Origin of the sequence: Lentzea aerocolonigenes, from assembly GCF_000955955.1 — a bacterium.
Taxonomy (GTDB): domain Bacteria; phylum Actinomycetota; class Actinomycetes; order Mycobacteriales; family Pseudonocardiaceae; genus Lentzea; species Lentzea aerocolonigenes_A.
Map to the genome: position 1 here is coordinate 1 of NZ_JYJG01000300.1, position 24,788 is coordinate 24,788.

General features: G+C 68.6%; 29 protein-coding genes. 9 read left to right on the top strand and 20 right to left on the bottom strand.

Annotated elements, in window-relative coordinates:
* Positions 1 to 34: 34 nt before the first annotated feature.
* Positions 35 to 718, bottom strand: coding sequence for a 3-keto-5-aminohexanoate cleavage protein (locus UK23_RS34015; RefSeq protein WP_045315833.1), 684 nt, complete (start codon positions 716 to 718; stop codon positions 35 to 37).
* 128 nt (positions 719 to 846) lie between these two features.
* Here UK23_RS34015 and UK23_RS34020 point away from each other — a divergent pair, with 128 nt between their 5' ends.
* Positions 847 to 1,071 carry a hypothetical protein gene (locus UK23_RS34020; protein ID WP_045315834.1) on the top strand — a complete coding sequence of 75 codons (225 nt, stop codon included), beginning with the start codon at positions 847 to 849 and terminating at the stop codon, positions 1,069 to 1,071.
* Here UK23_RS34020 and UK23_RS34025 read toward each other — a convergent pair.
* A complete protein-coding gene (locus tag UK23_RS34025; protein WP_045315835.1) occupies positions 1,068 to 1,502 on the bottom strand; it encodes a GNAT family N-acetyltransferase in 435 nt (144 codons plus the stop codon). The two genes, UK23_RS34020 and UK23_RS34025, sit on opposite strands and share 4 nt — an antisense overlap.
* A 41-nt stretch (positions 1,503 to 1,543) precedes the next feature.
* Between UK23_RS34025 and UK23_RS34030 the strand changes: the two genes are divergently transcribed.
* Positions 1,544 to 1,978: an SWIM zinc finger family protein gene (locus UK23_RS34030; RefSeq protein ID WP_156213585.1), complete on the top strand. Its 435-nt coding sequence runs from the start codon at positions 1,544 to 1,546 to the stop codon at positions 1,976 to 1,978.
* Here UK23_RS34030 and UK23_RS34035 read toward each other — a convergent pair.
* Both UK23_RS34035 and ligA read right to left on the bottom strand, forming a co-directional pair.
* Entirely contained in the window at positions 1,975 to 2,469 is a 495-nt protein-coding gene (locus tag UK23_RS34035) for a GNAT family N-acetyltransferase (protein WP_045315836.1), read from the bottom strand. The genes UK23_RS34030 and UK23_RS34035 overlap by 4 nt on opposite strands.
* Positions 2,462 to 4,570, bottom strand: a complete 2,109-nt coding sequence (gene ligA / locus UK23_RS34040; RefSeq protein WP_330770416.1) for an NAD-dependent DNA ligase LigA — start codon at positions 4,568 to 4,570, stop codon at positions 2,462 to 2,464. Before ligA ends, UK23_RS34035 begins: the two co-directional genes overlap by 8 nt.
* A gap of 57 nt (positions 4,571 to 4,627) precedes the next feature.
* On the opposite strand from ligA, the gene UK23_RS34045 reads away from it, so the two are divergent.
* Positions 4,628 to 5,491, top strand: a complete 864-nt coding sequence (locus tag UK23_RS34045; protein WP_045315837.1) for a hypothetical protein — start codon at positions 4,628 to 4,630, stop codon at positions 5,489 to 5,491.
* On the opposite strand, the gene UK23_RS34050 is transcribed toward UK23_RS34045, so the two are convergent.
* From UK23_RS34050 to UK23_RS34060, 3 genes are read right to left on the bottom strand one after another with little or no spacing between them, the layout of a single operon-like run.
* Entirely contained in the window at positions 5,439 to 6,083 is a 645-nt protein-coding gene (locus UK23_RS34050; RefSeq protein WP_045315838.1) for a hypothetical protein, read from the bottom strand. The two genes, UK23_RS34045 and UK23_RS34050, sit on opposite strands and share 53 nt — an antisense overlap.
* 4 nt (positions 6,084 to 6,087) lie before the next feature.
* A complete protein-coding gene (locus tag UK23_RS34055; RefSeq protein ID WP_045315839.1) occupies positions 6,088 to 6,645 on the bottom strand; it encodes a YdeI/OmpD-associated family protein in 558 nt (185 codons plus the stop codon).
* The gene (locus UK23_RS34060; RefSeq protein ID WP_156213586.1) at positions 6,642 to 7,163 is read right to left on the bottom strand and encodes an LppU/SCO3897 family protein; all 522 of its coding nucleotides are present in this window, start codon (positions 7,161 to 7,163) and stop codon (positions 6,642 to 6,644) included. The genes UK23_RS34055 and UK23_RS34060 overlap by 4 nt, the downstream gene beginning before the upstream one ends.
* A gap of 65 nt (positions 7,164 to 7,228) precedes the next feature.
* Between UK23_RS34060 and UK23_RS34065 the strand changes: the two genes are divergently transcribed.
* Positions 7,229 to 7,711: a GNAT family N-acetyltransferase gene (locus tag UK23_RS34065; RefSeq protein WP_045315841.1), complete on the top strand. Its 483-nt coding sequence runs from the start codon at positions 7,229 to 7,231 to the stop codon at positions 7,709 to 7,711.
* Here UK23_RS34065 and UK23_RS49215 read toward each other — a convergent pair.
* The 3 genes from UK23_RS49215 to UK23_RS34080 form a co-directional block, all read right to left on the bottom strand.
* A complete protein-coding gene (locus UK23_RS49215) occupies positions 7,698 to 8,834 on the bottom strand; it encodes a hypothetical protein (protein ID WP_052685318.1) in 1,137 nt (378 codons plus the stop codon). The two genes, UK23_RS34065 and UK23_RS49215, sit on opposite strands and share 14 nt — an antisense overlap.
* A 38-nt stretch (positions 8,835 to 8,872) precedes the next feature.
* Positions 8,873 to 10,726, bottom strand: coding sequence for a glycoside hydrolase family 9 protein (locus tag UK23_RS34075; protein WP_045315842.1), 1,854 nt, complete (start codon positions 10,724 to 10,726; stop codon positions 8,873 to 8,875).
* A 92-nt stretch (positions 10,727 to 10,818) separates the two neighbouring features.
* Entirely contained in the window at positions 10,819 to 11,868 is a 1,050-nt protein-coding gene (locus UK23_RS34080) for a methionine synthase (RefSeq protein WP_082115196.1), read from the bottom strand.
* 138 nt (positions 11,869 to 12,006) lie between these two features.
* On the opposite strand from UK23_RS34080, the gene UK23_RS34085 reads away from it, so the two are divergent.
* From UK23_RS34085 to paaI, 3 genes are all read left to right on the top strand, one after another.
* On the top strand, positions 12,007 to 13,329 hold the full coding sequence (locus tag UK23_RS34085) for a cellulose binding domain-containing protein (protein ID WP_045315843.1): 1,323 nt from the start codon (positions 12,007 to 12,009) through the stop codon (positions 13,327 to 13,329).
* A 121-nt stretch (positions 13,330 to 13,450) separates the two neighbouring features.
* The gene (locus UK23_RS34090) at positions 13,451 to 13,810 is read left to right on the top strand and encodes a hypothetical protein (protein ID WP_156213587.1); all 360 of its coding nucleotides are present in this window, start codon (positions 13,451 to 13,453) and stop codon (positions 13,808 to 13,810) included.
* Positions 13,811 to 14,028: 218 nt separating this feature from the next.
* Positions 14,029 to 14,415, top strand: a complete 387-nt coding sequence (paaI, locus tag UK23_RS34095; protein WP_045315845.1) for a hydroxyphenylacetyl-CoA thioesterase PaaI — start codon at positions 14,029 to 14,031, stop codon at positions 14,413 to 14,415.
* Here the strand turns inward: paaI and UK23_RS34100 are convergent.
* Together UK23_RS34100 and UK23_RS34105 are read right to left on the bottom strand one after the other, a co-directional pair.
* Positions 14,354 to 14,752, bottom strand: a complete 399-nt coding sequence (locus tag UK23_RS34100) for a hypothetical protein (RefSeq protein ID WP_156213588.1) — start codon at positions 14,750 to 14,752, stop codon at positions 14,354 to 14,356. The genes paaI and UK23_RS34100 overlap by 62 nt on opposite strands.
* A gap of 38 nt (positions 14,753 to 14,790) precedes the next feature.
* Positions 14,791 to 15,933, bottom strand: a complete 1,143-nt coding sequence (locus tag UK23_RS34105; protein ID WP_045315847.1) for a hypothetical protein — start codon at positions 15,931 to 15,933, stop codon at positions 14,791 to 14,793.
* Between the two features lie 36 nt (positions 15,934 to 15,969).
* On the opposite strand from UK23_RS34105, the gene UK23_RS34110 reads away from it, so the two are divergent.
* Positions 15,970 to 16,473, top strand: coding sequence for a DUF6584 family protein (locus tag UK23_RS34110; RefSeq protein ID WP_045315848.1), 504 nt, complete (start codon positions 15,970 to 15,972; stop codon positions 16,471 to 16,473).
* The gene (locus UK23_RS34115; protein ID WP_045315849.1) at positions 16,470 to 17,321 is read left to right on the top strand and encodes a serine/threonine dehydratase; all 852 of its coding nucleotides are present in this window, start codon (positions 16,470 to 16,472) and stop codon (positions 17,319 to 17,321) included. The genes UK23_RS34110 and UK23_RS34115 overlap by 4 nt, the downstream gene beginning before the upstream one ends.
* Here UK23_RS34115 and UK23_RS34120 read toward each other — a convergent pair.
* From UK23_RS34120 to UK23_RS34155, 8 genes are all read right to left on the bottom strand, one after another.
* Positions 17,296 to 18,006, bottom strand: coding sequence for a class I SAM-dependent methyltransferase (locus UK23_RS34120; RefSeq protein ID WP_045315850.1), 711 nt, complete (start codon positions 18,004 to 18,006; stop codon positions 17,296 to 17,298). The genes UK23_RS34115 and UK23_RS34120 overlap by 26 nt on opposite strands.
* Before the next feature lie 31 nt (positions 18,007 to 18,037).
* Positions 18,038 to 19,120: a tRNA 2-thiouridine(34) synthase MnmA gene (gene mnmA, locus UK23_RS34125; RefSeq protein WP_045315851.1), complete on the bottom strand. Its 1,083-nt coding sequence runs from the start codon at positions 19,118 to 19,120 to the stop codon at positions 18,038 to 18,040.
* Positions 19,117 to 20,286, bottom strand: coding sequence for a cysteine desulfurase family protein (locus UK23_RS34130; protein ID WP_045315852.1), 1,170 nt, complete (start codon positions 20,284 to 20,286; stop codon positions 19,117 to 19,119). Before UK23_RS34130 ends, mnmA begins: the two co-directional genes overlap by 4 nt.
* Entirely contained in the window at positions 20,286 to 21,629 is a 1,344-nt protein-coding gene (locus UK23_RS34135; RefSeq protein WP_045315853.1) for an MFS transporter, read from the bottom strand. Before UK23_RS34135 ends, UK23_RS34130 begins: the two co-directional genes overlap by 1 nt.
* On the bottom strand, positions 21,586 to 22,458 hold the full coding sequence (locus UK23_RS34140) for a lysophospholipid acyltransferase family protein (protein ID WP_045315854.1): 873 nt from the start codon (positions 22,456 to 22,458) through the stop codon (positions 21,586 to 21,588). Before UK23_RS34140 ends, UK23_RS34135 begins: the two co-directional genes overlap by 44 nt.
* A complete protein-coding gene (locus tag UK23_RS34145; RefSeq protein WP_045315855.1) occupies positions 22,455 to 23,228 on the bottom strand; it encodes a GNAT family N-acetyltransferase in 774 nt (257 codons plus the stop codon). The genes UK23_RS34140 and UK23_RS34145 overlap by 4 nt, the downstream gene beginning before the upstream one ends.
* Positions 23,229 to 23,341: 113 nt before the next feature.
* On the bottom strand, positions 23,342 to 23,761 hold the full coding sequence (locus UK23_RS34150; protein ID WP_196778004.1) for an Imm10 family immunity protein: 420 nt from the start codon (positions 23,759 to 23,761) through the stop codon (positions 23,342 to 23,344).
* A 71-nt stretch (positions 23,762 to 23,832) separates the two neighbouring features.
* Positions 23,833 to 24,786: an electron transfer flavoprotein subunit alpha/FixB family protein gene (locus UK23_RS34155; protein WP_045315857.1), complete on the bottom strand. Its 954-nt coding sequence runs from the start codon at positions 24,784 to 24,786 to the stop codon at positions 23,833 to 23,835.
* Between the last annotated feature and the right edge of the window lie 2 nt (positions 24,787 to 24,788).

Below are 24,788 nucleotides of genomic sequence, written 5' to 3' on the forward strand. Positions count from 1 at the left end.
CACGCCCAGGTCAGCGCGACCTAACGAAGTACTACTAGCTCGGAGCTTTGGACTTCTGGTTCCTGCGCGCCATCGCGATCAGCTCGGCGTTGGTCTTGGCGGTGCGGCCGTCCGGCATGCGCAGCGTGTCCTCCAGGCCCATGCGCACGTGGTGTTCGAGCGTCGCGGCGTAGGTGAAGACGGGCCAGGCCGCGTCGTCGCGGCCGTGCAGCAGGATCGGCAGGCCGAGCGGTTCCACCTGCCGCAGCAGGGTTTCCGCGGTCTGCTCGGTCGCCGTGACCGTGATCCGCGTGATGCCTGCCGGCAGGTCTTCGAGCTGTGCCGGGCTTTCCACGACCAGTTCGACGGCCACGTTGACCTGGTGCAGGGCTTCGGCCAGCGTGCGCCAGCCCGGTTCGCCGACGTGGACGCTCGCGATGTCCGGGCGTCCGGCGGCCAGCGGACCCCAGCTGGCGATCAGCGTGGCGCGGTTGCCTGGCACGTTCGTCGACACGCTGATCTCGATGCCCGGCACGGCGGCGCGGACCGTGGCGATCGTCGTGGCCACCCCGGGGCCGACGAGCGTCGGTGCGCCGATGACGTCCCTCGGGTGGATGTGCACACTCGTGACGCCGAGTGCCGCGACGTCCGCGGCGTCCTCGGCGAGACGCACGGGGGTCAGCGGCAGGGCCGGGTGCTCCTCGGCTGTGCGGGAGCCGTTCAGACAGGCTTGCAGCACATGTCATACGGTCCCACACAATCGTGGCAGCCGCGTTGCTCCAACGGGTTTCACCGCCGTTCTGCGGGCTTCGTGATCTGGCACCAGAATCGGCCGTGATCGCCCCACCTTCTGGAGGTAAGAAGATCATGGCTGTCACCGTGAACCTCGACATGCTCCTCGACAAGGCTTACGAGAACCTCCCGCTCACCGAGATCCTGGACGCCCCGGTCGACGCGCTGCAGGGCGTGAGCCCAGGTGACGCGGAGAAGCTGAAGGCCGCGTTCAACATCAAGACCGTGCGCGACCTGGGCACCAACAAGTACTTCCGCGCCGCCGTGACGTTGCTGGACCTGGAGTCCACGGCTCGTTAGAGCATGATCCGGTAGTGCACGAACGGCGTTTTCTCCGCGACCTGCTCGTAGAGCCGGCGGGCGGTCTCGTTCCACTCGCTGGTGTGCCAGTAGACGCGGCCGCACTCGCGCTGTTTCGCCCACTCCACGACCGCCTCGATGAGCGCGCGGCCGGCACCCCGGCCGCGCGACTCGGGGGCGGTGAAGAGGTCCTGCAAGTAGCAGACGTCCTCGCCAGACGTGCTGGGGTGCTGGAAGAAGTGCGTGATGCCGACGACGGTGTCCTCGTCGCGGGCACATAGGGCGTGAATGGTTTTGTCCTGCAGGAACTTCTCCCACTTCTCGTCGTAGATCTCCGGCGCGAGCGTGCGTTCGTAGAAGGTGTTGTAACCCTCGAACAGCTCCTGCCACCTGGAGCGGTCAGCGGGCGTGAGCGGGCCGATCGCGATCATGTTGATCCTTTGCTTTGGTTCTTCTCGGTTCACCCGGTTGGATGACCACCGTGTCGACGACCCTCACCACCGAGCTGCTGCTGCACCGCGCGGGCACCAAGTCGTACTGGCGCGGGCTGACCTACCGCGACGCCGTGCAGTCCCTGCGGGTGCACAGCCGGCACGTGGCGGCTCGGGTGCGGGGCAGCGACGAGGCGGCGTACGCGGTGGAGCTGTCGTGGTCGGGCACGCATCTGGTGGGCGAGTGCAGCTGCCCGCACGGGTCGGAGGGGTTCTTCTGCAAGCACTGCGTGGCGGTCGGGCTGGTGCTGCTGGACCGCGGTGAGACGGTGCCGCCGCCGGACGCCGAGGACGTCGAGCTGCGCGACGTGCTGAGAGCCTTGCCCGCAGAGGTCCTGCGCGACCTGCTGTACGACCAGGCCGCCGGGGACCTCAAGCTGCGGGCGCGGATCATGTCGTCGCTCTCGAAGAACTAGACCGCCATCTCGTAGGCCATCAGGTTGATGCCGGGCAACGGCGCCCAGTCCCGTTCCGGCAGCCGTGTGAAGCCCAACCGCTCGTACAACCTGTGTGCCGCCGCCATCTTCTCCGACGACGACAGCACCACTCGGCCGATGCCTGCCGCACGCGCCCTGTCGATCACCGCGCGCACCAGGGCCTCGCCGACGCCGCGGCCGCGTGCCTTCGCGGAGACCGAGAGCATGCGGAACTCCAGCTCTCCAGGTTGCGAGATCTCCGCGTAGGGCGTGCCGGGGTGCACGACCGTGACCGACCCCAGCACCGCGCCGGACTCGTCGACGGCCACGAGCAGCTCGGCGTCGCGGAACCGGGCAGCCGAGTCAGCGAGCCTGTCGGCGTAGTCGTCCGTGCCGTCCAGGTAGCCGTCGACGCGGTAGGCCTCGACCGTGACGGAGCCGACCGCGGGCAGGTCGGCCTCCGTGGCCGGGCGGATGATCAGGTCAGTCATCTGTGCTCTCTTCCCCGATGACGGCCACCTCCCGCGCCGCGTCCGGACCCTGTTCCAGCAGGACGCGGAAGCCCGCCTCGTCGAGAACCGGGACCTTCAGGGAGATGGCCTTGTCGTACTTCGATCCTGGCGAGTCACCCACGACGACGAAAGCGGTTTTCTTCGACACCGAGCCCGCCGCCTTGCCGCCGCGGGCCAGGATCGACTCCTTGGCGCTGTCGCGGGAGAACTCCGTCAGCGAGCCCGTGACCACGATGGACAGGCCTTCGAGGTTGCGGGTGATGGACGCGTCGCGCTCGTCCTCCATCCGCACACCCGCAGCCCGCCACCGCTCCACAACCTCTTGGCGCCACTCGGTTTCCCGCCACTCGACCACCGCGGTCGCGATCGTCTGGCCCACGCCCTCGGCGCCGGCCAGCACCTCCTCGTCCGCCTCGATGATCGCGTCCATCGACCCGAACTGGAGGGCCAGCGCGCGGGCGGCCGTGGGGCCGACGTGCCGGATCGACAGCGCGACCAGCACCCTCCACAGAGGACGTTCCTTGGCGGCTTCGAGGTTGTCGATGAGCTTCAGCGCGTTCGCGGACAGCTCGCCGTTCTTGGTCTTGAACCGCTCGATCTGCTGCAACGCCTCTGCGTCGAGGTCGAACAGGTCGGCCTCGTTCGTGTACACAGTGGACTCGGTGATCGCGGCGGCGGCCTCGTAGCCGAGCACCTCGATGTCCAGCGCGGCCCGGGAAGCCAGGTACGCCAGGCGTTCGCGCAGCTGACCGGGGCACGTCTGGGCGTTGGGGCAGCGGATGTCGACGTCGCCCTCCTTCATCGGCCGCAGCTCGGCGTTGCACTCGGGGCAGCGCGTTGGCATGACGAACTCGCGCGCGTCGTCCGGCCGCGCGGCCAGCACCGGGCCCAGGACCTCGGGAATCACGTCGCCGGCCTTGCGGATGACGATGCGGTCGCCGATCAGCACGCCCTTGCGCTTCACCTCGGAGCCGTTGTGCAGCGTGGCCCGCGCGACCGTCGAACCGGCCACCTTCACCGGTTCCATCACCGCGAACGGCGTGACCCTGCCCGTGCGGCCGACCTGGACCTGGATGTCCAGCAACGTCGTGGTGGCTTCCTCCGGCGGGTACTTGTACGCGATGGCCCACCGCGGGGCGCGCGACGTGGTGCCCAGCCGCCGTTGCAACGACACCTCGTCGACCTTGATCACCACGCCGTCGATCTCGTGGACCGCGTCGTGCCGGTGCTCGCCCCAGAACTCGACGTGCTCGCGGATGGCCGCCGGATCGGTGAGCACCTTGGTGTGCGGCGAGGTCGGCAGCCCCCACGTCTTCAGCGCCTCGTACGCCAGCGACTGGCGGGCGACCTCGAAGCCCTGGGTCTTGCCGATACCGTGGCAGATCATCCGCAGCTTGCGCGACGCGGTGACCTTCGGGTCCTTCTGCCGCAGCGAGCCCGCGGCCGTGTTGCGCGGGTTGGCGAACGGCGGCTTGCCCTGCTCGACCAGCGAGGCGTTCAACGCAAGAAAGTCCTCGACCGCGAAGAAGACCTCGCCGCGCACCTCGACGAGATCCGGCACCGGGTACTCGTCCGAGCCCTTGAGGGTGGTCGGCACGTCCGCGATGGTGCGGACGTTGAGCGTGACGTCCTCACCCGTGCGGCCGTCGCCACGGGTCAAAGCCCGCGTCAGCCTGCCCTTCTCGTACAGCAGGTTGATCGCGAGGCCGTCGATCTTCAGCTCGCACAGGAAGTGCGTGCCTTCGCCGATGTCCTTCTGCACGCGCTCGAACCACGCGGTCAGCTCGTCCTGGGCGAAGACGTTGTCCAGGCTGAGCATGCGCTCCAGGTGGTCGACCGCCTTGAACTCGGTCGAGAACGTGCCGCCGACGAGCTGCGTCGGCGAGTCCGGTGTGGCCAGACCCGGATGCTCGGCCTCCAGCGCCTCGAGTTCCTTGAGCAGCGCGTCGAACTCGCCGTCGGTGACGATCGGGTCGTCCAGCACGTAGTAGCGGAACTGGTGCGAGCGCACCTCTTCCGCGAGCACGGCATGCCGCTCGCGCACCTCGGCGGGGACGTCTTCAAGGCTCTCGCTGGTCACGCCCCACAGCGTAGTAACGAGACGACCCGCGAGCGCGAGAACACTCAGGAGGTCGTCATGATGCGTGCTGCCTGGTACTCGCTGGTGTCCCTCGCGACCGGTTCGGTGCTGGTGTGGCTCGACTGGCACGCCGGTTCCGCGAACCCGGCCGTGCCGGTCAACCGCGCGACCATGATCGTCACAGTGCTCGTGCTGACGGTGCTGCCGTGGGTGCTGGGACCGGTCGCGCCCAATCGCACCGCCCGAATCGTCCGCGTGACCGGATACGCCTCGATCTACGCGCTGCTGGCGGCGCTGACGGGGTTGTCGCGGTACGCGGGCAGCCGGTTCGACCACTTCACCGCGTTCGACCAGGCCAACTGGGAAGCCGACGTGCTCAGCGGCGCAGTGGTCGGCGGGGTGCTGATGGTCCTGGTGATCGGCGGGTACGCCGTGGCGGTGCTGACCCTGACGTCGCGCCGGATGGCCGTCGAGCCCAAGACGCTGGCCGTCGGCGTCTTCTGCGGTCTCGCGCCGGCGTTGTCCGTGTACGCGTTCATGCCGGTCGGCAACCTCTCGCACGCGTTCGTGCTGGCTTTCCTGCCACCCGCCGCGCTGCTGGCGGCCGGTGTGCTGGCGCGCCAGGGCGTCGTCGCCGGGCTGTGCGCGGGTGGTGCCGCGGCGCTGGTGCTCGCCACGCTGACCATCGCCACGATGGTGCTGCTGCCGGGCCAGGTCGACCTGGAGTGGGCGAACCCCGACCCGGCCGCGCCCCACGGCACGTTGTTCGAACTGCAGATGAGTGTGGGCGACGCGGCCGTCCGGTATCAGCTCGGCCTGGTGCTGGGGCCCTTCGCCGGGCTGGTGTGCGGGTTCCTCGGCAGCTCCTTCACTCGTCCTGGGCGAGTGTCCGAACGAGCGAACGCAGCTCCAGCAGGCTGATCGTGCCCTCCGGCTCCAGCTGCGCGGTCTCCACCCGTCGCAACCGCTCCCCCGCCAGCCGCTCGCCGAGAGTGACGTCGAGCGGCAGGAACGTCATCGTCTGCCGCTGCTGTTCGGTGAGGTTCGCGAGTGCCGGGTGGTAGACCGCGACGTCCACGACGTCACCGTCCACCTGGGCCACCACGCGGTAGTCGCCGAGCCGCATCTTGACCTGGCCGAGGTTGATGATCACCTCGGTCGGGTCAGGCACCGGCGGTACCGAGTCGTGGAACTCCCACACCATGTCCGTCGGCGGCGCTGTCTGGATCCACGCGTCGGTGTAGGGCCGCAACCGCGGGTCCTCCTGACCGGTGATCACCAGCGCGTACATGGCCATGTGGCCCTGTTCGAGCGAGAACACCAGGTCCGGGTGCAGGCTTTTCACCACGGCGTCGAGCTCGTCCTCAACGCGGTGCGGTTCGCCGTCGCCGAGCGCCGCGCTCACCACCGGGACCAGCTCGAACCACCGCTCCCAGAAGCGCTGGGCTGCTTCCTCGGCGTTCGGCAGGTGGGTTTGCTCTACTGCTTCGGCTTTGCGGCGGAACCACTTCATTCGCTCAAGCGTAGAGCTTGCGTCCGTCCGCCAGCATGTCGACGAACTGCGCGATGCGGCGTTGCCTCGTCTCGGTCCGTTTCGCGTCGTGGATGCGCAGCAGGATCGCGTACCGGTTCTGGCTGTTCAGCGCCTCGAACGCCTGCTTGGCCTTCTCGTTGGCGTTGAGGGCTTCGACGAGGTCCTGCGGCACCTCGATCGTCGCCGGACCCGCGTAGGCCGCCTCCCAGCGCCCGTCGGCTTTGGCCCTCTCGATCTCCTTCAGGCCCGCCGGCAGCATCTTGCCCTGCGCGATCAGCTCCTCGACCTTGGCGCAGTTGCGTTTGGACCACCTGCTGCGCGACTTCCGCGGCGTCCACCGCTGCGAGTAGTAGGTCTCGTCGATCGACCGCACCAGCCCGTCGATCCACCCGTGGCAGAGCGCGACGTCCAGCGCCTCGTCGTAGGTGATCGTCTTGATCTTCGAGCTCTTCTTGGCGTACTTCATCCACAGTTCGGTTTCGGTGGCGCCGTTCTCGTGCAACCACGCGTCGAACTCGTCCGGTCCCTCGAAGACGATCAACGCACCCTCCTCAGGCAGAGCGTCATCTCCTCATAGGGAACACCGAGTTCGGCCTCCGCGGGACAACTTTCTTTTTCCACGCCAACTACCTGCACGTTCACCCGCGGCGCCGTGCAGTCGAACTTGGACACGACCGATCGCTGGAGGTCGTCCGCGTCCAGCTCGAAGCAGTCGCCCTGCGCGGCGTTGGGCAGCAGGCACAACGCCGCGTTGTGCCTGGTGTCGCGCAACACCTTGTAGTCGCCGCGTGGGCACTCGCCGCTGGTGTTGGTCAGCACGGTTCCCACTTTGAGGGCCGCTTTCTGGTTCTCGCAGTCGATGAGCGTCAGGCCCAGGTCGTTCTCGCCCGGCCCGTTGAACCTGACGCAGCTGCCCTTCTCGGCCTTCGAGTAGTCCGTGAGGAACAGGGACTCCGCTGTCTTCGGTGCCGGCGCGTCGTCGTTGGTGAAGAACCACCACAGGACGCCGTAGGCCAGCACGGCGAGTACGCACACCATCACGGTCTGTCTGACAACCACGCGGCGGATTATGGCGGCGAAAACCCGGTGGCGCTCGGCGACTTCGTTGGCCACAGTGCGGGGTCATGCTGATCCGCAGGGAAACACCCGCAGACGTCGACGCCATCCGCGATGTCACCAACCTCGCCTTCAAGAACGGGCCGGAGGCGCCGCTCGTGGACTGGCTGCGCGCCGACGAGGGCTGGATCCCGGAGTTCTCGCTCGTCGCGGACGGAGTTGTCGGGCACGTCGTCGGCACTCGCGGCTACATCGGCGAGGACTTCCCGGCGCTCGGGATCGGGCCGCTCAGCGTGCACCCGGACCACCAGCGCGGCGGCGTCGGCAAGGCGCTGATGCACGCTGTTCTCGGGGCGGCGGAGGCACGGGGTGAGCGCGCGGTCATCCTGTTGGGCGATCCTCGGTACTACTCGCGGTTCGGCTTCTCCCTGGCTTCGGAGTTCGGGATCACGCCGCCGGAACCCGCGTGGGCACCGCATTTCCAGGCCCGGCTGTTCGGTGACGTCCCGGCGGGTCCGTTCCGGTACGCGGAGCCGTTCAACCGACTTTGAGGACTTCGCCGTCAGCCTTGCGCGCGTAGACCGTGCCGTCCGGCTGGGCGGACACGGTGTCGATGAAACGGCTGCTGCTCAACGGTTCCCATGCTGTGGTGAGGTGGTGCGGGCGGCCGTCGATCACCGTGTACAGGCCGATCGTCCCATCAGGACGGAGCACCGCTTCCGGTGAGCTGTCCAGGCCGGTCGCGATCTCGCGCCACGCACCCGCCTCGTTGACCATGAGCGCGGCACCGGACCGCGCATAGACCGCAACCGACCCATCTGGGCGCACGATCGCGGACAGCTTGCCGACGGCAAACCCAGGCGGGCTCAGCGGAATCGATCCCGATTGGCTGGCCCCCTGGGGGGAGCTACCCCCCATCCCAATCATCGCAGCAGGGTCTGACAATTTCGCCACGCTGCCATCAGCCATCACGACGTACAGCGCGACCGTCCCATCAGGACGTATCACCGCTTCGGGATCGCCCGCCACACCGGAAGCGACCTGCTGCCACACGCCGTCGGACAAGCGCATGACCTCACCGCGCTTGGTTCGCGCGAAAACAAATCTCCCTGCCACAGACGGACGGCCAACGAAGTCGCGGGATGTGCTCAGCCGCTCTCCGTCAACCCGGACATCGCCGTCCTCCACCACGTAGACGGCACCACCCACGACCTCGGGCCCACCCTGCCACGCCTGCCGCAGCATCGACTCGGCACGGTCCACGGCCTGGTCGTACCGCTGCGGACAGCAGGACCGCTGCACCTCGTCCGCGAGCAGCCCCGGTGTGAGATCCGGCCGATCCACCTTCACCGCGTACTCGAAGAACCGGTGCGCGGCATAGGAGACGTCCATGATCTGCTCGGGCGACCCCCAGCCCATCGAAGGCCGCTGCTGGAACACGCCCAGCGAATCGCTGTCGCCGCACGCGAGGTTGTTCATGTGCGACTCGACCCACCCGGCCTCGAACCCGGCGAGCATCACCTTGTCACTGACGCGCAATGACAAACCAACGGCGTGTACGGCCCGGATCACGTCCGGGTCGTGCACGCCGGGAACTCTGCAGGAGATCGTGCGCGGCAGGGCCTCAGCCGTGCCGGCCATCAGCAGCAGGAAGACCAGCGCGAGCCTGAGCACAAGTCCGAATTGGACACCCAGGCTCGCGCCGGCGCCACTCAGCCGTTGGCGATCAGCGAGAAGCCGAGCACGCCCGTCGCGGTGAAGTCGATCGCGGGCTCGGAGCTCGGCCACGACCTCAGGTCATCGGCGAACACCGACTTCGCCGAGTTGAACTCGACCGTGTACGGCTTGGTGCAGGCCACGGACCCCTCCGGCATCTCGCCGAGGTCCTCGAACAGCGTGGCGTCGTTCGGACCGTTGATCACCGCGCCGACGAGCACCTTCGAGCCGCCGTTGATCGAGCCGGACAGGTTCGCCGCCTGGTGGTGCGGGCACTCCGGGAACTTCGCGCCGACGCCGACGATCAGCGACGTGCCCCAGGCGTTCGTGCCGAGCGCGAAGCCGCGCTGCTGCGTGCCGAACGTCCGGTACTCAGCGGACCCGGTCACCTTCTCGTAGAGGGCGGCCGTCGTGATGAAGCCGAACGTGCGCGAGCCGACGTCCCACGTCTCGACGTTGGCGGCGGTGCGGAACGGTGAGCTCTTGGCCGCGTCAGCACCCTGCCGCAGCTGCCGCTTGATGTCGCCGACGATCTGCGACTCGGTCACCTCGGCTCCAGGCACGCCTTTCTTCAGCAACCCGGCGAGGTCTGCGTGGCCCAAAGCGGAGATGTTGTAGACGTTCAACGTGTCCGGGTCAGCGGTGGCCAGGAACTCCTTGGCCCAGTGGGCCGCCGCCTTCGCGAACTGGTTGTAGCGCTTGTCGTTCAACGCCTTCGCGGCCAACGCCAGCTGCGTCGCGCCGAACTCCATGTCGTCGGTCCAGGAGCCCTCGGGGTAGTAGGCGTGCGGGAACGCCGTCACGAGCTCGCCGGGGTTGTCGGTCTTGGCGAGCGCGAAGAGCTTCGCGGCCTTCTCGAGGTACTCGCACGCGAGACGCGGGTTGCGGCGAGCCTCGATCTGCGCGGCCACCGCGAACGAGCCGGCCACCCGCCCGACCAGGTTCGGGCTGATCTTCTCGCCCGGCTTGTTGGCGGCGAACACCGGCCGGTGCTTGATGTAGTACTGGCTGTCCCCCGGCTTCACGTCGAGCTTGTCGTCGGCCTCGGGCAGCCGCCACACGTCGTGGTCGCCGACGAACCCGAACTCCTCGGAGCCCGTGCCGATGCCGACCTGCGCGTAGAGCACGCCGGACTTCTCGTCCCACGCCTTGTCGAGCCACTTCAAGCCGAACTCGGCCTCGTCGTAGAGCGCGTCGTTGTGCTTGTTGCGCAACGCCAGCAGCATCGACGCCGTGGAGTACGACGACGCGTGCGTGAACTTCACGAAGTCACCCGCGTCGAACCAGCCGCCCTCCAGGTCGACCTTCACACCCGTCGGCTTCAGCGGCGCCGCGATCTCGTCGCCGCCCTCGCCCTTGAACACCGGCTCCTCGTAGACCGCGGCCGAGCGGTCGGTGAGGTGCGAAGGCTTGCGGTTCAGCCGCCCCGGGATGACGGACGCGCCGTCCCGCTGAGCCTGGAAGAACTCGACGGTGCTGTTCGCAACGGGCTGGAACAGCTTGTTCAAGGAGTCGACCTTGAACGTCGTGGAGGTCGTCGAACCGACCTTGATCCGGTACGTGCCGGCGGTCTTGAGAGCCGAGAAGTCGATCGGGTGCACGGCGGGGAACTTGTCGCTCCACGAACCCGTCGAGGCACCCGTCTTGCCGGTCAGCACGGTCTTCCCGCGGCTGTCGACAACGGTGAACTTGGTGTTCGCGGCCCCGCCGAGCACGTACGCGTGCTTCGCCTCAGCGGTGCCGAAACCGATCTGGTCCAGCCTGATCTGCCCGGTGGGGGCGGCCTGAGCAGGCGCCACGACCACACCTGAGAGCACTGCGGCGACGAGAGCCGCACGTCTGATGCGCATGAGGGGAACTCCCGGTCCAGGCCTCGACGGATGGCCTACGGTTAAGAAAGTTTCCTAATAGTTCGCAGCAGACTAGCCGCCCAAACCGGACATCACCAGCCCTCGGGCGGTTCCAAAAAGGCCGAGGAGAGATCACGGGTCAGCGACAACGAGCGTTTGACCCAGCTCGACGTCGCCCCAGCTAGACCGCACGTCGGCGTGGGCAGCGCCTTCTCGGCGAGGATCGAGCGCGGGAAGCCCAGCCGGTCGACCAGGGTGAAGGCCCGCTGGCCGACCTCCTTCAACGTCACGGGCGTGCCGGGATCGGTGCTCGGCACCAGGCCCAGCGCCAGCGTCGTGCCCGCCTCCCAGGTCTCGCCGATCTCGTCGAGCGCCTCTGCACCCTTGATCAGCGACAGGTCGAAGGCAATCGCTTGCGCACCCGCCTCCCTGAGCAGCGTCAACGGAGGCTGCGGCGCACAGCAGTGGACCATCACCTCGTAGTCCTTCAGGGCCTCGATCACGGTCGCGAGCACACCGCGCGCGTCCGGTTCAGGCACGGCGGCCACGGTGCCGAGCTTCGACGGCGTCGGCAGCAGCCCCTGCAGCACGGCGGGCAGGCCAGGTTCGTCGAGCTGGACCACGACCTTCGCCTTGGTGCGCTTGGCGACCTCGGCGGCGTGCAGCTTGAGCCCCTCGGCGAGCGACTCGGAGAACTCCTTCACGGCGCCGCGGTCCGTGAGCACCCGATGGCCGCGCATCAGCTCGATGTTCGACATCAACGTCCACGGCCCGACGGCCTGCACCTTCACCACCGATGGCTGCGCACCGGCCCGTTCCAACGCCTCGTCGAACGCGTCCAGGTCGCCCCGCAGCAGATCGACAGCGAGCCGGTGGTCACGACCAGGTCGCGGGTTGACGCGATAGCCGGACGTGATCACCTCGATCGCGAGGTCGACGAGCAGGCCGGCGGTGCGGCCGATCATGTCCGCGCCCACTCCCCGCGCAGGCAGCTCCGGCACGTGCGGCAGCTCCGGCAACTCGCCGACGACGATCCTCGCCGCCTCGTCGATGTCGGTTCCGGGCAGCGATCCGATTCCAGTGGCTCCACGCACCCGGCGAATTGTTCCACTGTCCTGCAGACAAGAAAGGTCTAGACCCATTGACGCTGTGGTCTAGGCCACTTACCGTGATTGAGCAGGTGCTCCGCGTGTGGGCACCTCCCTGTACGTGGATGGGAACGCGACGCGCCCCGCGTTCCCATCCGCGCCCTTCCACCCTGCCGGGAAGGACACCCCCTGATGGCTCGCTTCGCCCTGATCGCTGCCGGGGCCGCCACCGCACTGGTGGCCGGACTCGTCGCCATCGCTCCCGCCTCCGCCGCCGGCGAATCCGCCGTCTTCAGCCAGGACTCGACCTGGGGCTCCGGCTACCAGGGCAAGTACACGATCACCGCGGGCACCACCGCGCTGGCCGGCTGGAAGCTCGAGTTCGACCTCGCCGGAGCCACCGTGGGCTCCTACTGGGACGCCACGCTGACCAGCAGCGGCACCCACCACACGTTCACCAGCCGCGAGTACAACGGCAACGTCCCCTCCGGGTCCTCGGCGAGCTTCGGCTTCCTGGTGAGCGGTTCCGCGGTGCCGGCGAACTGCAAGCTCAACGGCGTCCCGTGCGGCGGTGGCACCACGCCCACCTCCGCGACCACGACCCCGCCTTCCACCACAACGACTTCCGACGTGCCGCCGGTGCCCGGCAGCGCCCGCGTCGCGCCGTACATCGACATCACGATGCCGTCGCCGTCGCTGGTCGACGTGGCCAACGCGACCGGCCAGAAGGTGTTCACGCTGGCGTTCGCGCTCGGTTCGTCGAGCGGCTGCTCTCCCGCGTGGGGCGGCACCGTCGCGCTGAAGGACAGCCGGATCATCAACGACGTGAACGCTCTGAAGGCGCGCGGCGGCAGCGTGATCGTGGCGACCGGCGGCGCCATGGGCCCGTACCTGGAGCACGTCTGCTCAACCGCTGACGCCCTGTACAACGCCTACGTGGCCACGCTCGACGCCGTGGGCTCGAACAGCATCGACGTGGACGTGGAAGCCACCATCCCGCAGGCGATCGTCAACACGGCGCTGAAGCGGCTGCAGGACACCCGCGGCACCACCGTCAGCTACACGATGCGCATCCAGGGCCAGGACTACGGCATGGACCCGTACTCGGTCGACGTGCTGAAGGACGCGGCTGCCAAGGGCGTCAACGTGCTGGTGAACCCGATGCTGATGAACTTCGGCTACACGGGCAACTGGGGTGACGCGATGGTCGCCGCCTCGAACGCCACGCTTGGGCAGATGCGCGCCATCTGGCCGTCGAAGTCCGACGCGCAGCTGAAGGCGTCGCTGGGGTTGACGCCGATGATCGGGCGCAACGACACGGGCATGACGACGACTCAGGCCGACGCGCGCAAGGTCGTCGACTACGCGAAGGCCAACCACGTCGGGCGGATCGCGTTCTGGTCCGCCGGTCGGGACAACGGTTCGTGCGCGGGCGGCGGGGTTTCGCCCACCTGCAGTGGAATCTCGCAGTCCACTTGGGAATTTACGAACATGTTCAAGGCCTACACGGGCTGATCCGAGCCCCTGCGGTAGCTGAACCGGGTGAATGCCTGGGGAGTCGCTAACAGCGCTCCTCAGGTCACCGACCCCCTGATCGGACGTGGACTTCGTTCTGACCAACCATCAGGAGAGTCCAGTGATCAGATTCGCTCGAAGGTCCATCGCAGTCGTCTGTCTCGTCCTGTCCGCGGGACTCTGGGCGGTTCCCGCCGCTCAGGCCGCACCACACTGGAAGATCCAGTCGTGCCACGGCGCTCTTCAGGCCTACTGGCTGCCGAACGTGGCCATGTCCGGTGTCTTCCTCGCCTGCGCCACGACCGCCGACCGGAACGAACAGATCAACGATGCGGCGACCAGCGGCGACATGACCAGGAGGTACAACGCGGCCCAGGCGCTCATCCAGCAGAACGCGGACTCGTTCCTCACCCCGGAATCGCCGTGCGAGCCCGGACAGGAGGCCGCGATGGGTGGCGCCCACGCGGAGTGCGCCGACTGATCAGCCCGACAGGCAAAGGCCGGCCCGCGCCGGCCTTTGCCCGCTCGTCCAGGCCTCTTAACAGCTGCTGCAGCACCCGCAGCCAGGACCAGTACAACCGCCGCAGCAAGAGCATCCAGCCATGTCGACCACCTCCGATGTTGAGCGATCAAGCACTCGGACAGTAGGGCGGGCTCAACGATGCGTGACACCACCTTCAGAGTGATTACGCTGCCCGAATGAATGGTCCTGCCGAGATGCTCGCCGCCGACAAGGCCTCCACCGCGCTCGGCATCACGCCGGTCGAGCTGCGCGACGGCTACGCGTTGCTGCGCATGAAGGTCGCCGAGAACATGATCAACGGCCACGGCATCGCGCACGGCGGTTACGTCTTCCTGCTCGCGGACACGGCGTTCGCGTGCGCCTGCAACAGGGCCGGGTCCGTCACCGTCGCCGCCACGGCCGAGATCGACTTCATCAAGCCCGTGCAGGAGGGTGACGAGCTCGTGGCGGAGGCGGTGGAACGGACCCGGTTCGGCCGCAGCGGGATCTACGACATCACGGTCAGGCGAGGGACTGAGATCGTCGCGGAGTTCCGCGGTCGATCCCGGACCCTGCGCGCTTGAGGCCGATGGACTGCAGAACCGCGAAGCCGATCACGGCGAGCCCCTGTGCGAGGACCATCGCGACGCCGGCGTCGGTGAGCGGGAACCAGTTCAGCTCGGCCGTGAGAATGCTGTCCAGGCCCCACACCAGGTTGCCGATGATGATCAGCAGCACAATTCGGCGGTCCGGGGTGGCGCGGGTGCTCAGAGCGAACACGCCCACGCCGTAAACCACGCAGAAAAGGCCGAGCCCGATCTGCCAGCCCGCCGGCATGCCGACTTCCGGGCGAATCAGCACCGTGAGCAGGCCGAGGGCGAAAGAAACGACACCGTCGAGTTTCAAGGCGAATTTCAACATGGCCAGACGATCGCCCGACCAACGCTGCCAAAACCACGTCAGGCGCTGCCAACTCCTGCCATCAGGTCCGTCGCGACCAGCCGCGCGGCCGCGTTCTGCCAGTTGTGCAGCGTTCGCTCGGGCACCTGCGTCACGAACCACTGCAACGCGCGCCGGTCCTCCGCGTCGAGGTCCTCGCGCTTGGTCCGCACCGAATACGGCCGGATTCCCTTGACGTAGTAGAAGTACAGCGCGTTGTAGTGACGCCATTCATCACTGGTGCCGAAATCGCCATCGGCGGGTTTGAGTCGTTGAATGCTCGTGAGCAACATGCTTTTCAGCTGCGCGGCCCGGTCGAGCGGCGGTGCCTCGTCCGTCAGAGCGATCAACGGACTCGCCACCAGCTTCCCCAGATCGCCGTAGTGGCTCAACGCCTTCCGCGTCAGCCGCGCGAACTCGCCTTCGTCCTCCGTGACCAGTGCGCGCCGCTTCGGCAACGACTCCGCTGCCTCGCGCAGTTCCGCACGTTCAGCAGCCACCGCGGGCACGGCGAGCCGGTCGACCACGGACGCGAGCGGGTTCGCGAGCACCTGCACCGCGATCGCCGCCGCGACCGTCGTGTACGCGAGCAGCTGCGGGCCGCCGAACAGCAGTACCTGCGACCCGAACAGCACCGCGGTGAACCCGGCGATCACGAACGAGCGCAGCATGTCCGCGCGGATCGCCTCGCCCTCCTCGACCGCGTCCGTGACCGCGATCAGGACCCCGAACACCACGAGGTCGAACCCGATCGACGGCAACGTGATCGCGTCTGGCAGAAGTTGCAGCAGGAAGGCGGCAGCCGACAGCCCGAACATCACTCCGACGAGTGAAAAGTACGCACGATTCCTTATGGCTAGGACTGTCGACACGGCCAAAGGGAGCAGCACGATCCACGGCACCCACAAGGAGGCCGCCAGGAACACCGGCAACCCGATCAACCACCACCTGATCAACTCGGGCCGCGCGAGCAACAAGATCGCGCCCGTCCAGGCCAGTGCCGGTAGCCCGATCAACACCGGATGCGGCACGACGACCGCCGCTGAATAGCCCAGCAGCCCGGCGCCCGCCCACCACAGCAGCGGTTTGCGCGGATCGCGGGCGAGCAGGTAGAGCCCCAGCCACCAGGCGAGGCCCGAGACCAGCAGCGATAGGCCGAACACGGGTCAAAGCTAGCCCTACCTGCAAAACTAATCTTCATGCCGGTAGAGCTGACGCTCCACAAAGCGGCCGAGGAGTTGCGTCACGGCGACCTCGCGAGCGTGCTTCGCGCACGTCAGCGCGTTGCCGGACTCGTCGGCACCTACCCGCACCGGCTGGACCTCCGCGAGCGTTTGGCCGAGGTCTACCGCGTCCTCGGCCAACCGGCTCAAGCCGGCCGGTGGACGTACCTCTCCGACGAACGCGACCCGGACGAGACCGTGGCCTTCGAACGCGCCTACCGCCAGGCCCAGGCCCGGCTGGTGGCGTTGTGCTGGCAGGGCCGCGTCGACGAGGCCCCCACCGAGACCGCCCGCACCCGGCTGGCCTCGCTGTACCTGGAGGCCCGCGTCGAGCTCCAGCACGAACTGGACGCCACCCCGCACGAGGAGACCTCCTGGGGCGCCTGCCTCATGGTGATGGTCGGCGGCACCTTCGTCCTGGTGTGCTTCCTCCTCGGCATCGTCACCCTCGTCCAGTTCTTGTGGAGACTGGTGTCATGAGAACGCTGTCGCAGTACGTCCGCCGCACCCCCACCATGCACGTCACCGTCGACGGCCGTCCGCTCGTGTTCAAACTGGAGCACCTCCAGCTGACCGGCTCGTTCAAGATCCGCGGCGCCGTCAACACCCTGCTCTCTCTGAACGTCTCCGAGGTCGTCACCGCGTCCGGCGGCAACCACGGCATCGCGGTGGCCCAAGCCGCCCAGCTGCTAGGCGCCCACGCCACCGTCTTCGTCCCGGTGACCGCACCCGAAGCCAAGACCAAGCGCATCGAAGCCTTGGGCGCCAAGCTGATCCGCCACGGCAACACCTACGCCGAAGCCGCCATGGCCGCTCGCGACTTCGGCCTGCCGTACATCGAGGCCTACAACGACCCCAAGGTCATCGAGGGCCAGTCGACGGTGACCCAGGAGATCGTCGAGGACGTGCCCGACGTGGACACGATCGCCATCGCGGTGGGCGGCGGCGGCCTGGTCGCGGGCGCCGCACTGGCCTCCGGCGGCCGCCACATCATCGCCGTGGAACCCAGGCACTGCTGCGCGATGTACAACGCCCTGGCCGCGGGCGTGCCGGTCGACTCCGAGGTGAACTCCATCGCGGCCGACGCGCTGGGTGCTACCCGAGCGGGCGATCTGGCGCTGGAAATCCTGCAGCAGCACAACGTCTCGTCCGTGCTGGTGTCCGATGTGGACATCCTCGACGCCCGCGACCGGCTGTGGGCGGACTTCCGCCTCGCGGTCGAGCCGGCGGGTGCGGCGGCGTTCGCGTCGTTCCTCAAGGGGGACGTGCCGGGCGAGCTGCCGTGCGTGGTCCTTTGTGGAGCTAACTCGGAGTGGCAGCCACGGTGACGACCGACCTGGACAGCGCGGTGATCGGGCCGCGCTTCCAGTCGCCGAACTGACCCTCGACCTTGAACCCCGCTTCGGCGAGAAACCCGTTCAGCTGCCCAACTTCGAGGAAACGCATCGCCGCCCGATCCGCCCTGACCACCTCACCGGCACGCGCCGTCTTCTCAACGACCGTGACCACACCGTTCTCCGCGGACTCGACGTCGTAGCTGACGACCAGGCCGTCGACCTCGGTCTCGGAAAGCGGCCACTGCTCCCATTCACGCGCCCCCGGATACCGCGTGTCGAACGCGAACCTGCCGCCCGGCCGCAGTGCGGTCCTGATGGCCCGCAACGACTCCCGCAGCTCTTCATCGGTCACCAGGAACTGGAACGCGTTGCTGGACATGACCGCGAGGTCGAACTCACCGTCCCAGCGCATGTCCGCCGCCTTGGCGAGCACCAGCTCCAGGTCGGTCCGGCGGCTTCGCGCACGCGCCAGCGACGCCTCGTCCGGATCGACGCCCGTGAACCGGCCGGTGTGGCCGCGTTCCCGCGCGGAGATCAGCATCTGGCCGGTGCCACAACCGACGTCGAGCACGTCGCGTGCCGAGTCGACCAGGGGGTCGTAGAAGTCGGCGTCGGCGCCCTGCCACGCGTTCAGCTTGTCGTACAGCTCCGCGACGTCAGCGTCAGTGAAGGTCACGCCATCGACGCTAGAGCGCCGGACAACCGAATTAGCTGGTGGCGTCGATCGTGGCGCTGGCCAGCACGATGTCGCCCGCCGCATCCTCGCGGTAGATCGCCACCGCCTGCCCGGGAGCCACGCCCTTCAACGGCTCCCGCAACTGGACCCGCAGCTCGCCGTCGACCAGTTCCGCGACCGCAGGTGCCGTGCCGCCGTGCGCGCGCACCTGCGCAACGCACTCGACCGGCCCGTCCAGCAGCACGTGCGCGATCGGGTCCGACGCCGAAATCCCAGTCACCGCAAGCTTTTCGACCGAGCCCACCCGGACGTTGCCCGACACCGGCTCCAGCGCCAGCACGTACCGCGGGCGGCCGTCGGGAGCCGGTCCGTCGATGCCCAGGCCCTTGCGCTGCCCCACGGTGAACTCGTGCACGCCCGCGTGCCGGCCGAGCACGGCGCCGGTCTCGTCGTCGATCAGGAGCCCGGGCTTGGTGTCCATGCGGCCCGCGAGGAACTTCTGCGTGTCCCCGTCGGGGATGAAGCAGATGTCGTGCGAGTCCGGCTTCTTCGCCACCGACAGGCCACGCGAAGCCGCCTCGACCCGCACGAGTTCCTTCGTGGTGTCGCCCAACGGGAACATCGCGTGCGCGAGCTGGTCGGCCGTCAACGAAGCCAGCACATAGGACTGGTCCTTGCCGAGATCGACCGCCCGGCGCAGCTCCGGACGACCGTCCACGATCGAGAGCTGCGCGTAGTGCCCGGTGCACACCGCGTCGAAGCCCAAAGCGATCGCCTTGTCCAGCAACGCCTCGAACTTGATCCGCTCGTTGCACCGCAGGCACGGGTTCGGCGTGCGCCCCGCCGCGTACTCCGCGACGAAGTCCTCGACGACCTCCTCGGTGAACCGCTCCGCGAAGTCCCAGACGTAGAACGGAATCCCCATCAGGTCGGCCGCACGGCGCGCGTCGTGCGCGTCCTCGATCGTGCAGCAGCCGCGGGCTCCGGTGCGCAACGTGCCGGGCTTCGCCGACAGAGCCAGGTGGACACCAGTGACGTCGTGTCCCGCTTCGACGGCTCGTGCCGCCGCCACCGCGGAGTCGACACCACCGCTCATCGCCGCGAGGACCTTCACTGCTTGACCACCTTCCGGGAACGCCTCATGCCTGCCAGACCTGCCGTACGCGCGCGTTCGACCACCGGACCGATGACCGCCGCGAGTTTTTCAACGTCCGCGCGGGTCGACGTATGCCCGAGCGAGAAACGCAGAGATCCACGCGCCAGCGCCGGCTCCACGCCCATAGCCAGCAGCACGTGCGAAGGCTGCGCGACACCGGCCGTGCACGCGGAGCCCGTCGAGCACTCGACACCGCGCGCGTCGAGCAGCATCAGCAGGCTGTCGCCCTCGCAGCCGGGGAACGTCAGGTGCGCGTTGCCAGGCAGGCGGTCGACCGGGTCGCCGTTGACGATCACGTCCGGCACCACCGCGCGCACCGACGCGATCAGCTCCTCGCGCAACGCGACGAGCTCGGCGGCGCGCTGTTCCTGCTCGTCCACCGCGATCCGCACCGCGCGCGCCAGGCCGACGATCGACGGCACGTCCAGCGTGCCGGACCGGACGTCCCGCTCCTGGCCGCCACCGTGCATCAGCGGCGCGCACTTCACGTCACGAGCCAGCAGCAGCACACCGACGCCGTAAGGGCCGCCGACCTTGTGCCCGGTCATCGTCAACGCCGAAGCGCCGGAAGCCGCGAAATCGACCGGCACCGCGCCCACGGCCTGCACCGCGTCCGTGTGGAACGGCACACCGCGCTCAGCACACACGCGCGCGATGTCGTGCACCGGATTGATGGTGCCGACCTCGTTGTTGGCCCACATCGTCGTGACGAGCGCTACGTCGTCGTCCAGGGCGTCAGCGACCGACGCAGCCGACACCCGGCCGAACCGGTCAGTCGGCAGCCAGGTGACCTCGGCGCCCTGCTGCTCCAGCCACTCGACGGCGTCCAGCACCGCGTGGTGCTCGACGGCCGACGCCAGGACGCGGCGCTTGCCCGAAGCCCAGTAGATGCCCTTGACCGCGAGGTTGTCGCTCTCCGTGCCGCCACCGGTGAAGAGCACCTCGGACGGCCGGGCGCCCAGCGCGTCGGCGATCGTCTCGCGGGCCTCCTCGATCGCACGCCGCGCCCGCCTGCCTGAGGTATGCAGCGACGAGGCGTTGCCCGTGGTGGACAACGCCTCGGTCATCGCCGCGACCGCCTCAGGGTGCATGGGGGTCGTGGCAGCGTGGTCGAGATAAGCCATCAGGGCTCAAGGGTAGCCCGCATGCGTGGTCCGGTCAGAATCGCTCCCACCACGGCCAACGCCGCCATGGACAGGTTCAGCACCACCACGCCCGCGGTCGGTGCGGTGGCCACCACCACGACGCCGCCGAGTCCGATCATGGTCGCGGAGAAGAGCATGTCCGAGATCTGCAGCGCCGCCGAGTTGAACCCGCGGTCTTCCTCGGGAGACGCGGCCATCATCAGCACGCCGACACTCGACGTCGCCATGCCCATGCCGGCACCCGCGATGGCCCACAAGATCATCGTCGCCCAGGCGGGACCCCACGTGGGTGCGATGAGCGTCACGGACCCGATGCCCGTCGCGACGAACAGGAAGCCGATCCGCACGAGGGTGTAGCGCTCGATCTCGGGGTGCCGCGACGCCCACATCGACGCGCTGGCCCAGCCGAGCGCGCTCAACGTCAGCGGCAGGCCTGCCTCGAGCGGCGAGTAGCCGTGCACGACGGTCAGGGTGAGCGGGATGAAGCCCTCGACGGCGAAGAACGTGCCCGCGAGCAGGCCGCGCGCCAGGATCGTGACCGGCAGGCCACGCCGGGCGATCAGCGTCCCCTTGGGCAGCAGGATGCGCAGTGCGGGCGCCAGCAGCAGCAACGCCACCGCGAGCAGCCACCACGTGCGGTGCTGCAACGCCCAGCTCAGGCTCGCCACGCCGACACCGACCGCCACGGCGGCGAGCGGCAGGTGCTTGCGTTGCGGCGGGGTCGCGTCGTGCGGAGGCAGCTTCTTGAGCACCGGGATGAGCAGCAGGCTGCCGAACACCACGAGCGGCACGATCGCGAGGAACACCAGCCGCCAGGAGACGTTCTCGGTCGCCCAGCCCGCGACCGCCGGTCCGACCAGCGACGGCACGACCCACGCCGCCGACAACGCGCCGAACACCGCGGGACGGTCCTCTTCGGGGTACGCGAGCGCGATCAGCACGTAGATCGCGACGATCAGGAAGCCCGCGCCGAAGCCCTGCAGCACGCGGCCGACGAGCAGCACGGTCATCGTCTCGGCCACGCCCGCGACGACCAGGCCGGCGAGGAACAGGGTGACGCCGATCAGCACCGCGGGCTTGGGGCCGCGCTGGTCGGAGAGTCGTCCGGAGAAGACGGTGGCGATGACGCTCGCCGCGAGGTTCGCGAGGAACGGCCACGCGTAGAGCGCCTCGCCCTTGAGCTCGTGGACCATGGTGGGCATCGCCGTGCCGACCCCCATCGCCTCGAAGGCGAGCAGGGTGACCAGCAGGAGGATGCCCGTCGTGGGCCAGCGGCGGTCAGGCGACCAGAGGCGTGATTGGGCGGGCGCGGTGAGTGTCACCTGTAGATGGTGCAATCTCCAGTTCGGTCGAGGTCAAGCGGTTTGATTGCTCTTCGGCAAGTTTCGCCAGTTCCCTGCGGTTCTCCGCGCGGCCGGGAGCGATCTCGTCGAGCACGTGCACCTCGACGACCAGCCCCTTGACCTTCAGCACGCGGCGGATCGAGTCGACGAGCGTGTCGCTGCCGATGAACGCCGGCTGGGTGGAGACGTGCTCGCCGATCCGGTAGCGCAGCACGATCGGCCGCACCGGCACACCGGCGTCGAGCGCGGCCTGGAACAGCGCCGGCTTGTAGTGCCCCGACGCCAGCCCGCACCACGTCGTGCCCTCGGCGTGGATGCCGACCGCGCTGCCGTTGCGCAGCGTGCTCGCCAGTTCGTGCACCGTCCGCGGCAGGTCACGCAGCTTCTCGCGGTCGAGGTAGACCGTCCCGGCCGCCGTGATGATCCTGCCCAGGACCGGCCAGCTCTTGATGTCCTTCTTGGCCACGATCTTGATCGGCTGCACCGCGTCGATCGCGAGTTCGTCCAGCCACGACACGTGGTTGCTGGCGACCAGCACGCCGCGCTTCGGGATCTCCTGGAACTTCCTGGCGCCGTGGACTTCGAGTTTCACACCGAACGCCCGCAGAACGGCGTGGAACCACAGCCGGATGGTGCTCTCCCGCTGTTTGCCCGGCAGCAGGAGCGCGAGCGCGACGGTGACGCCGCAGAGGAGGGCCGTGACGGCCGTGACCGCACGCCAGACCTGCCGCAGCTTGCCGACCTCCGCCGGCGTGCCGCCGACGCACCCGTCACCGCAGGGCGACGCCGGCATCCAGGCGTGACTCATGCCGTCTCCCCTAGGAAGAACTTGAGGTAGCGCTGGTCGATGTGGTCCATGCCGAGCAGGATGAAGAGGTCGGCGACGCCGAAGTCCGGGTCGAGCGCGGGCCGTCCGCAGATCCAGGCGCCGAGCCGCAGGTAGCCCTTCAGCAGCGGCGGCATCACGGTCTTGGCCGGCCGCGCGATCTGGTCGACTTCCCACGGGTTGTGCGGCGTGACGCGGTACTGCTCTGGCGCGTAGTGCTTGGCCTGCACGATGTCCCAGACCCCGGCCGCGAGGCTGCCACCGTCCTGCAGCGGAATGCTCGCGCACCCGACCAGCCACTTGTGACCGCTCAGCAGCATGTACCGCGCGATGCCCGCCCACACGAGGCTGACGACGGCCCCGTTGCGGTGGTCGGGGTGCACGCAGGAGCGTCCGGTCTCGACCGTGGTGTGCCGGATGCCGTTCAGGTTGCCGAGGTCGAACTCACCGTCGCTGTAGAGCCGCCCGGCTTCCTTCGCCCGCTCCGGCGGCAGCATGCGGTAGCCGCCGACGATCTCGCCCGTGCGGTCGTCGCGCACCACCAGGTGGTCGCAGTGCTGGTCGAACTCGTCGACGTCGTGGCCGGGCACGCTGGTGTGCAGCGTCGCCCCCATCTCACCGGCGAACACCTCGTAGCGCAGTCTCTGCGCGGCGACGACTTCTTCGCTGTCACGGGCGACGAGGAGGGAGTAGCGGGGAGCGTCCTCGTCCTGCTGGACGGGGGTGCTGACAAGCAGTTCCGGCTGCGTCATGCGAACCAGGGTGAAGCCGGGTTGGCGAATGACAGCAGGTCAGAACGATGACGCCTCAGTGGCAGTCGGGTTAACCCCCGGTGGTCTGATCTCCCGGGTGGGTGATCTGCGGCTCAGGCGAGATCTCCGCCGAGCACCGGGCGGAACCGCTCGGGGCCGGAGATGAACACCTCGCGCATGCCCTCGGCGAGGCTCACCACAGCGTCGGGTTCGAGCTCCAGCCGCAGCTCCACCACCGGTCCGGCCAGCTCCAGCTGCTTGACCGCCCGGTCGCTGAACTCCAGCGTCACCACGCCGTCCGCGAGATCCGCCCGCCGCACACCGCCGTAGCTCGTGCAGTGGGTCTCGTCGACCACGCAGTACGAGGCCATCTCGTCCGGGTCGTCCTCGTCGTCGTCCGCCGCGGTGATCAGGAGCTGCCGACCGGCGCCGTCGGGCTGCTCGGCCACCGCGACGGTGAACAAGTCCTCGTCCAGGTAGTTGTCGTCCGCGTCCACGTGGTGCGTGCGCACCGTGAATCCTGACTTGATCACCGGAGCATTCTGCCCTGCGGACGCGAACGGCCGCCCCACCGAGGCGGGACGGCCGTTCATGAGCGGAGTGCTCAGCCCTTGCGCTTCTTGACCTCTTCGGTCAGCTGCGGCGCGACGTTGAACAGGTCGCCCACCACGCCGAAGTCGGCGATCTCGAAGATCGGCGCCTCTGGGTCCTTGTTGACCGCGACGATCGTCTTCGAGGTCTGCATGCCCGCGCGGTGCTGGATCGCACCGGAGATGCCCAGCGCCACGTACAGCTGCGGCGAGACCGTCTTACCGGTCTGGCCCACCTGGAACTGGTGCGGGTAGTAGCCGGAGTCGACCGCGGCGCGCGAGGCACCGACGGCGGCGCCCAGCGAGTCGGCGAGCTCCTCGACGACCGAGAACTTCTCGGCCGAGCCGACGCCGCGGCCACCGGAGACGACGACCGAGGCCTCGGTCAGCTCCGGGCGGTCGCCACCGACGACGGCCTCGCGGGAGGTGACGCGGGCGGACTTGGCGGCGTCCACCGAGACGGAGACCGACTCGTCCAGCACGGCGTCCGCGGCCGACTCCTCGGCCTCGACGCCGCCGGGGCGGACGGTGATGACCGGGGTGCCGGTGCTGACCTTCGACTTGACGACGAACGCGCCACCGAAGATGGACTGCACGCCGGTGCCGTCGGCTTCGACGTCGACGACGTCCACGAGCAGACCACCACCGAGACGGACGGCGAGGCGGCCAGCGACCTCCTTGCCCTCGACGGTCGCGGAGACGAGCACCGCGGACGCGTTCGGGGCGAGTGCCGCGAGGGCGTCGACCTTCGGGGTCACCAGGAAGCTGGCCGCGTCGTCGGACTCGACGGCGTAGACCTTGGCGGCGCCGAAGCGACCCAGCGACTCGCGGATCTTCGACGCGGTGCCGGGCGCGCCCACGACCACGGCGGCCGGGGTGCCCAGGCGGCGCGCGGCGGTGAGCAGCTCGTAGCTGACCTTCTTGACCTCGCCGTCGACGTGGTCGACCAGAACCAGAACTTCAGACATGA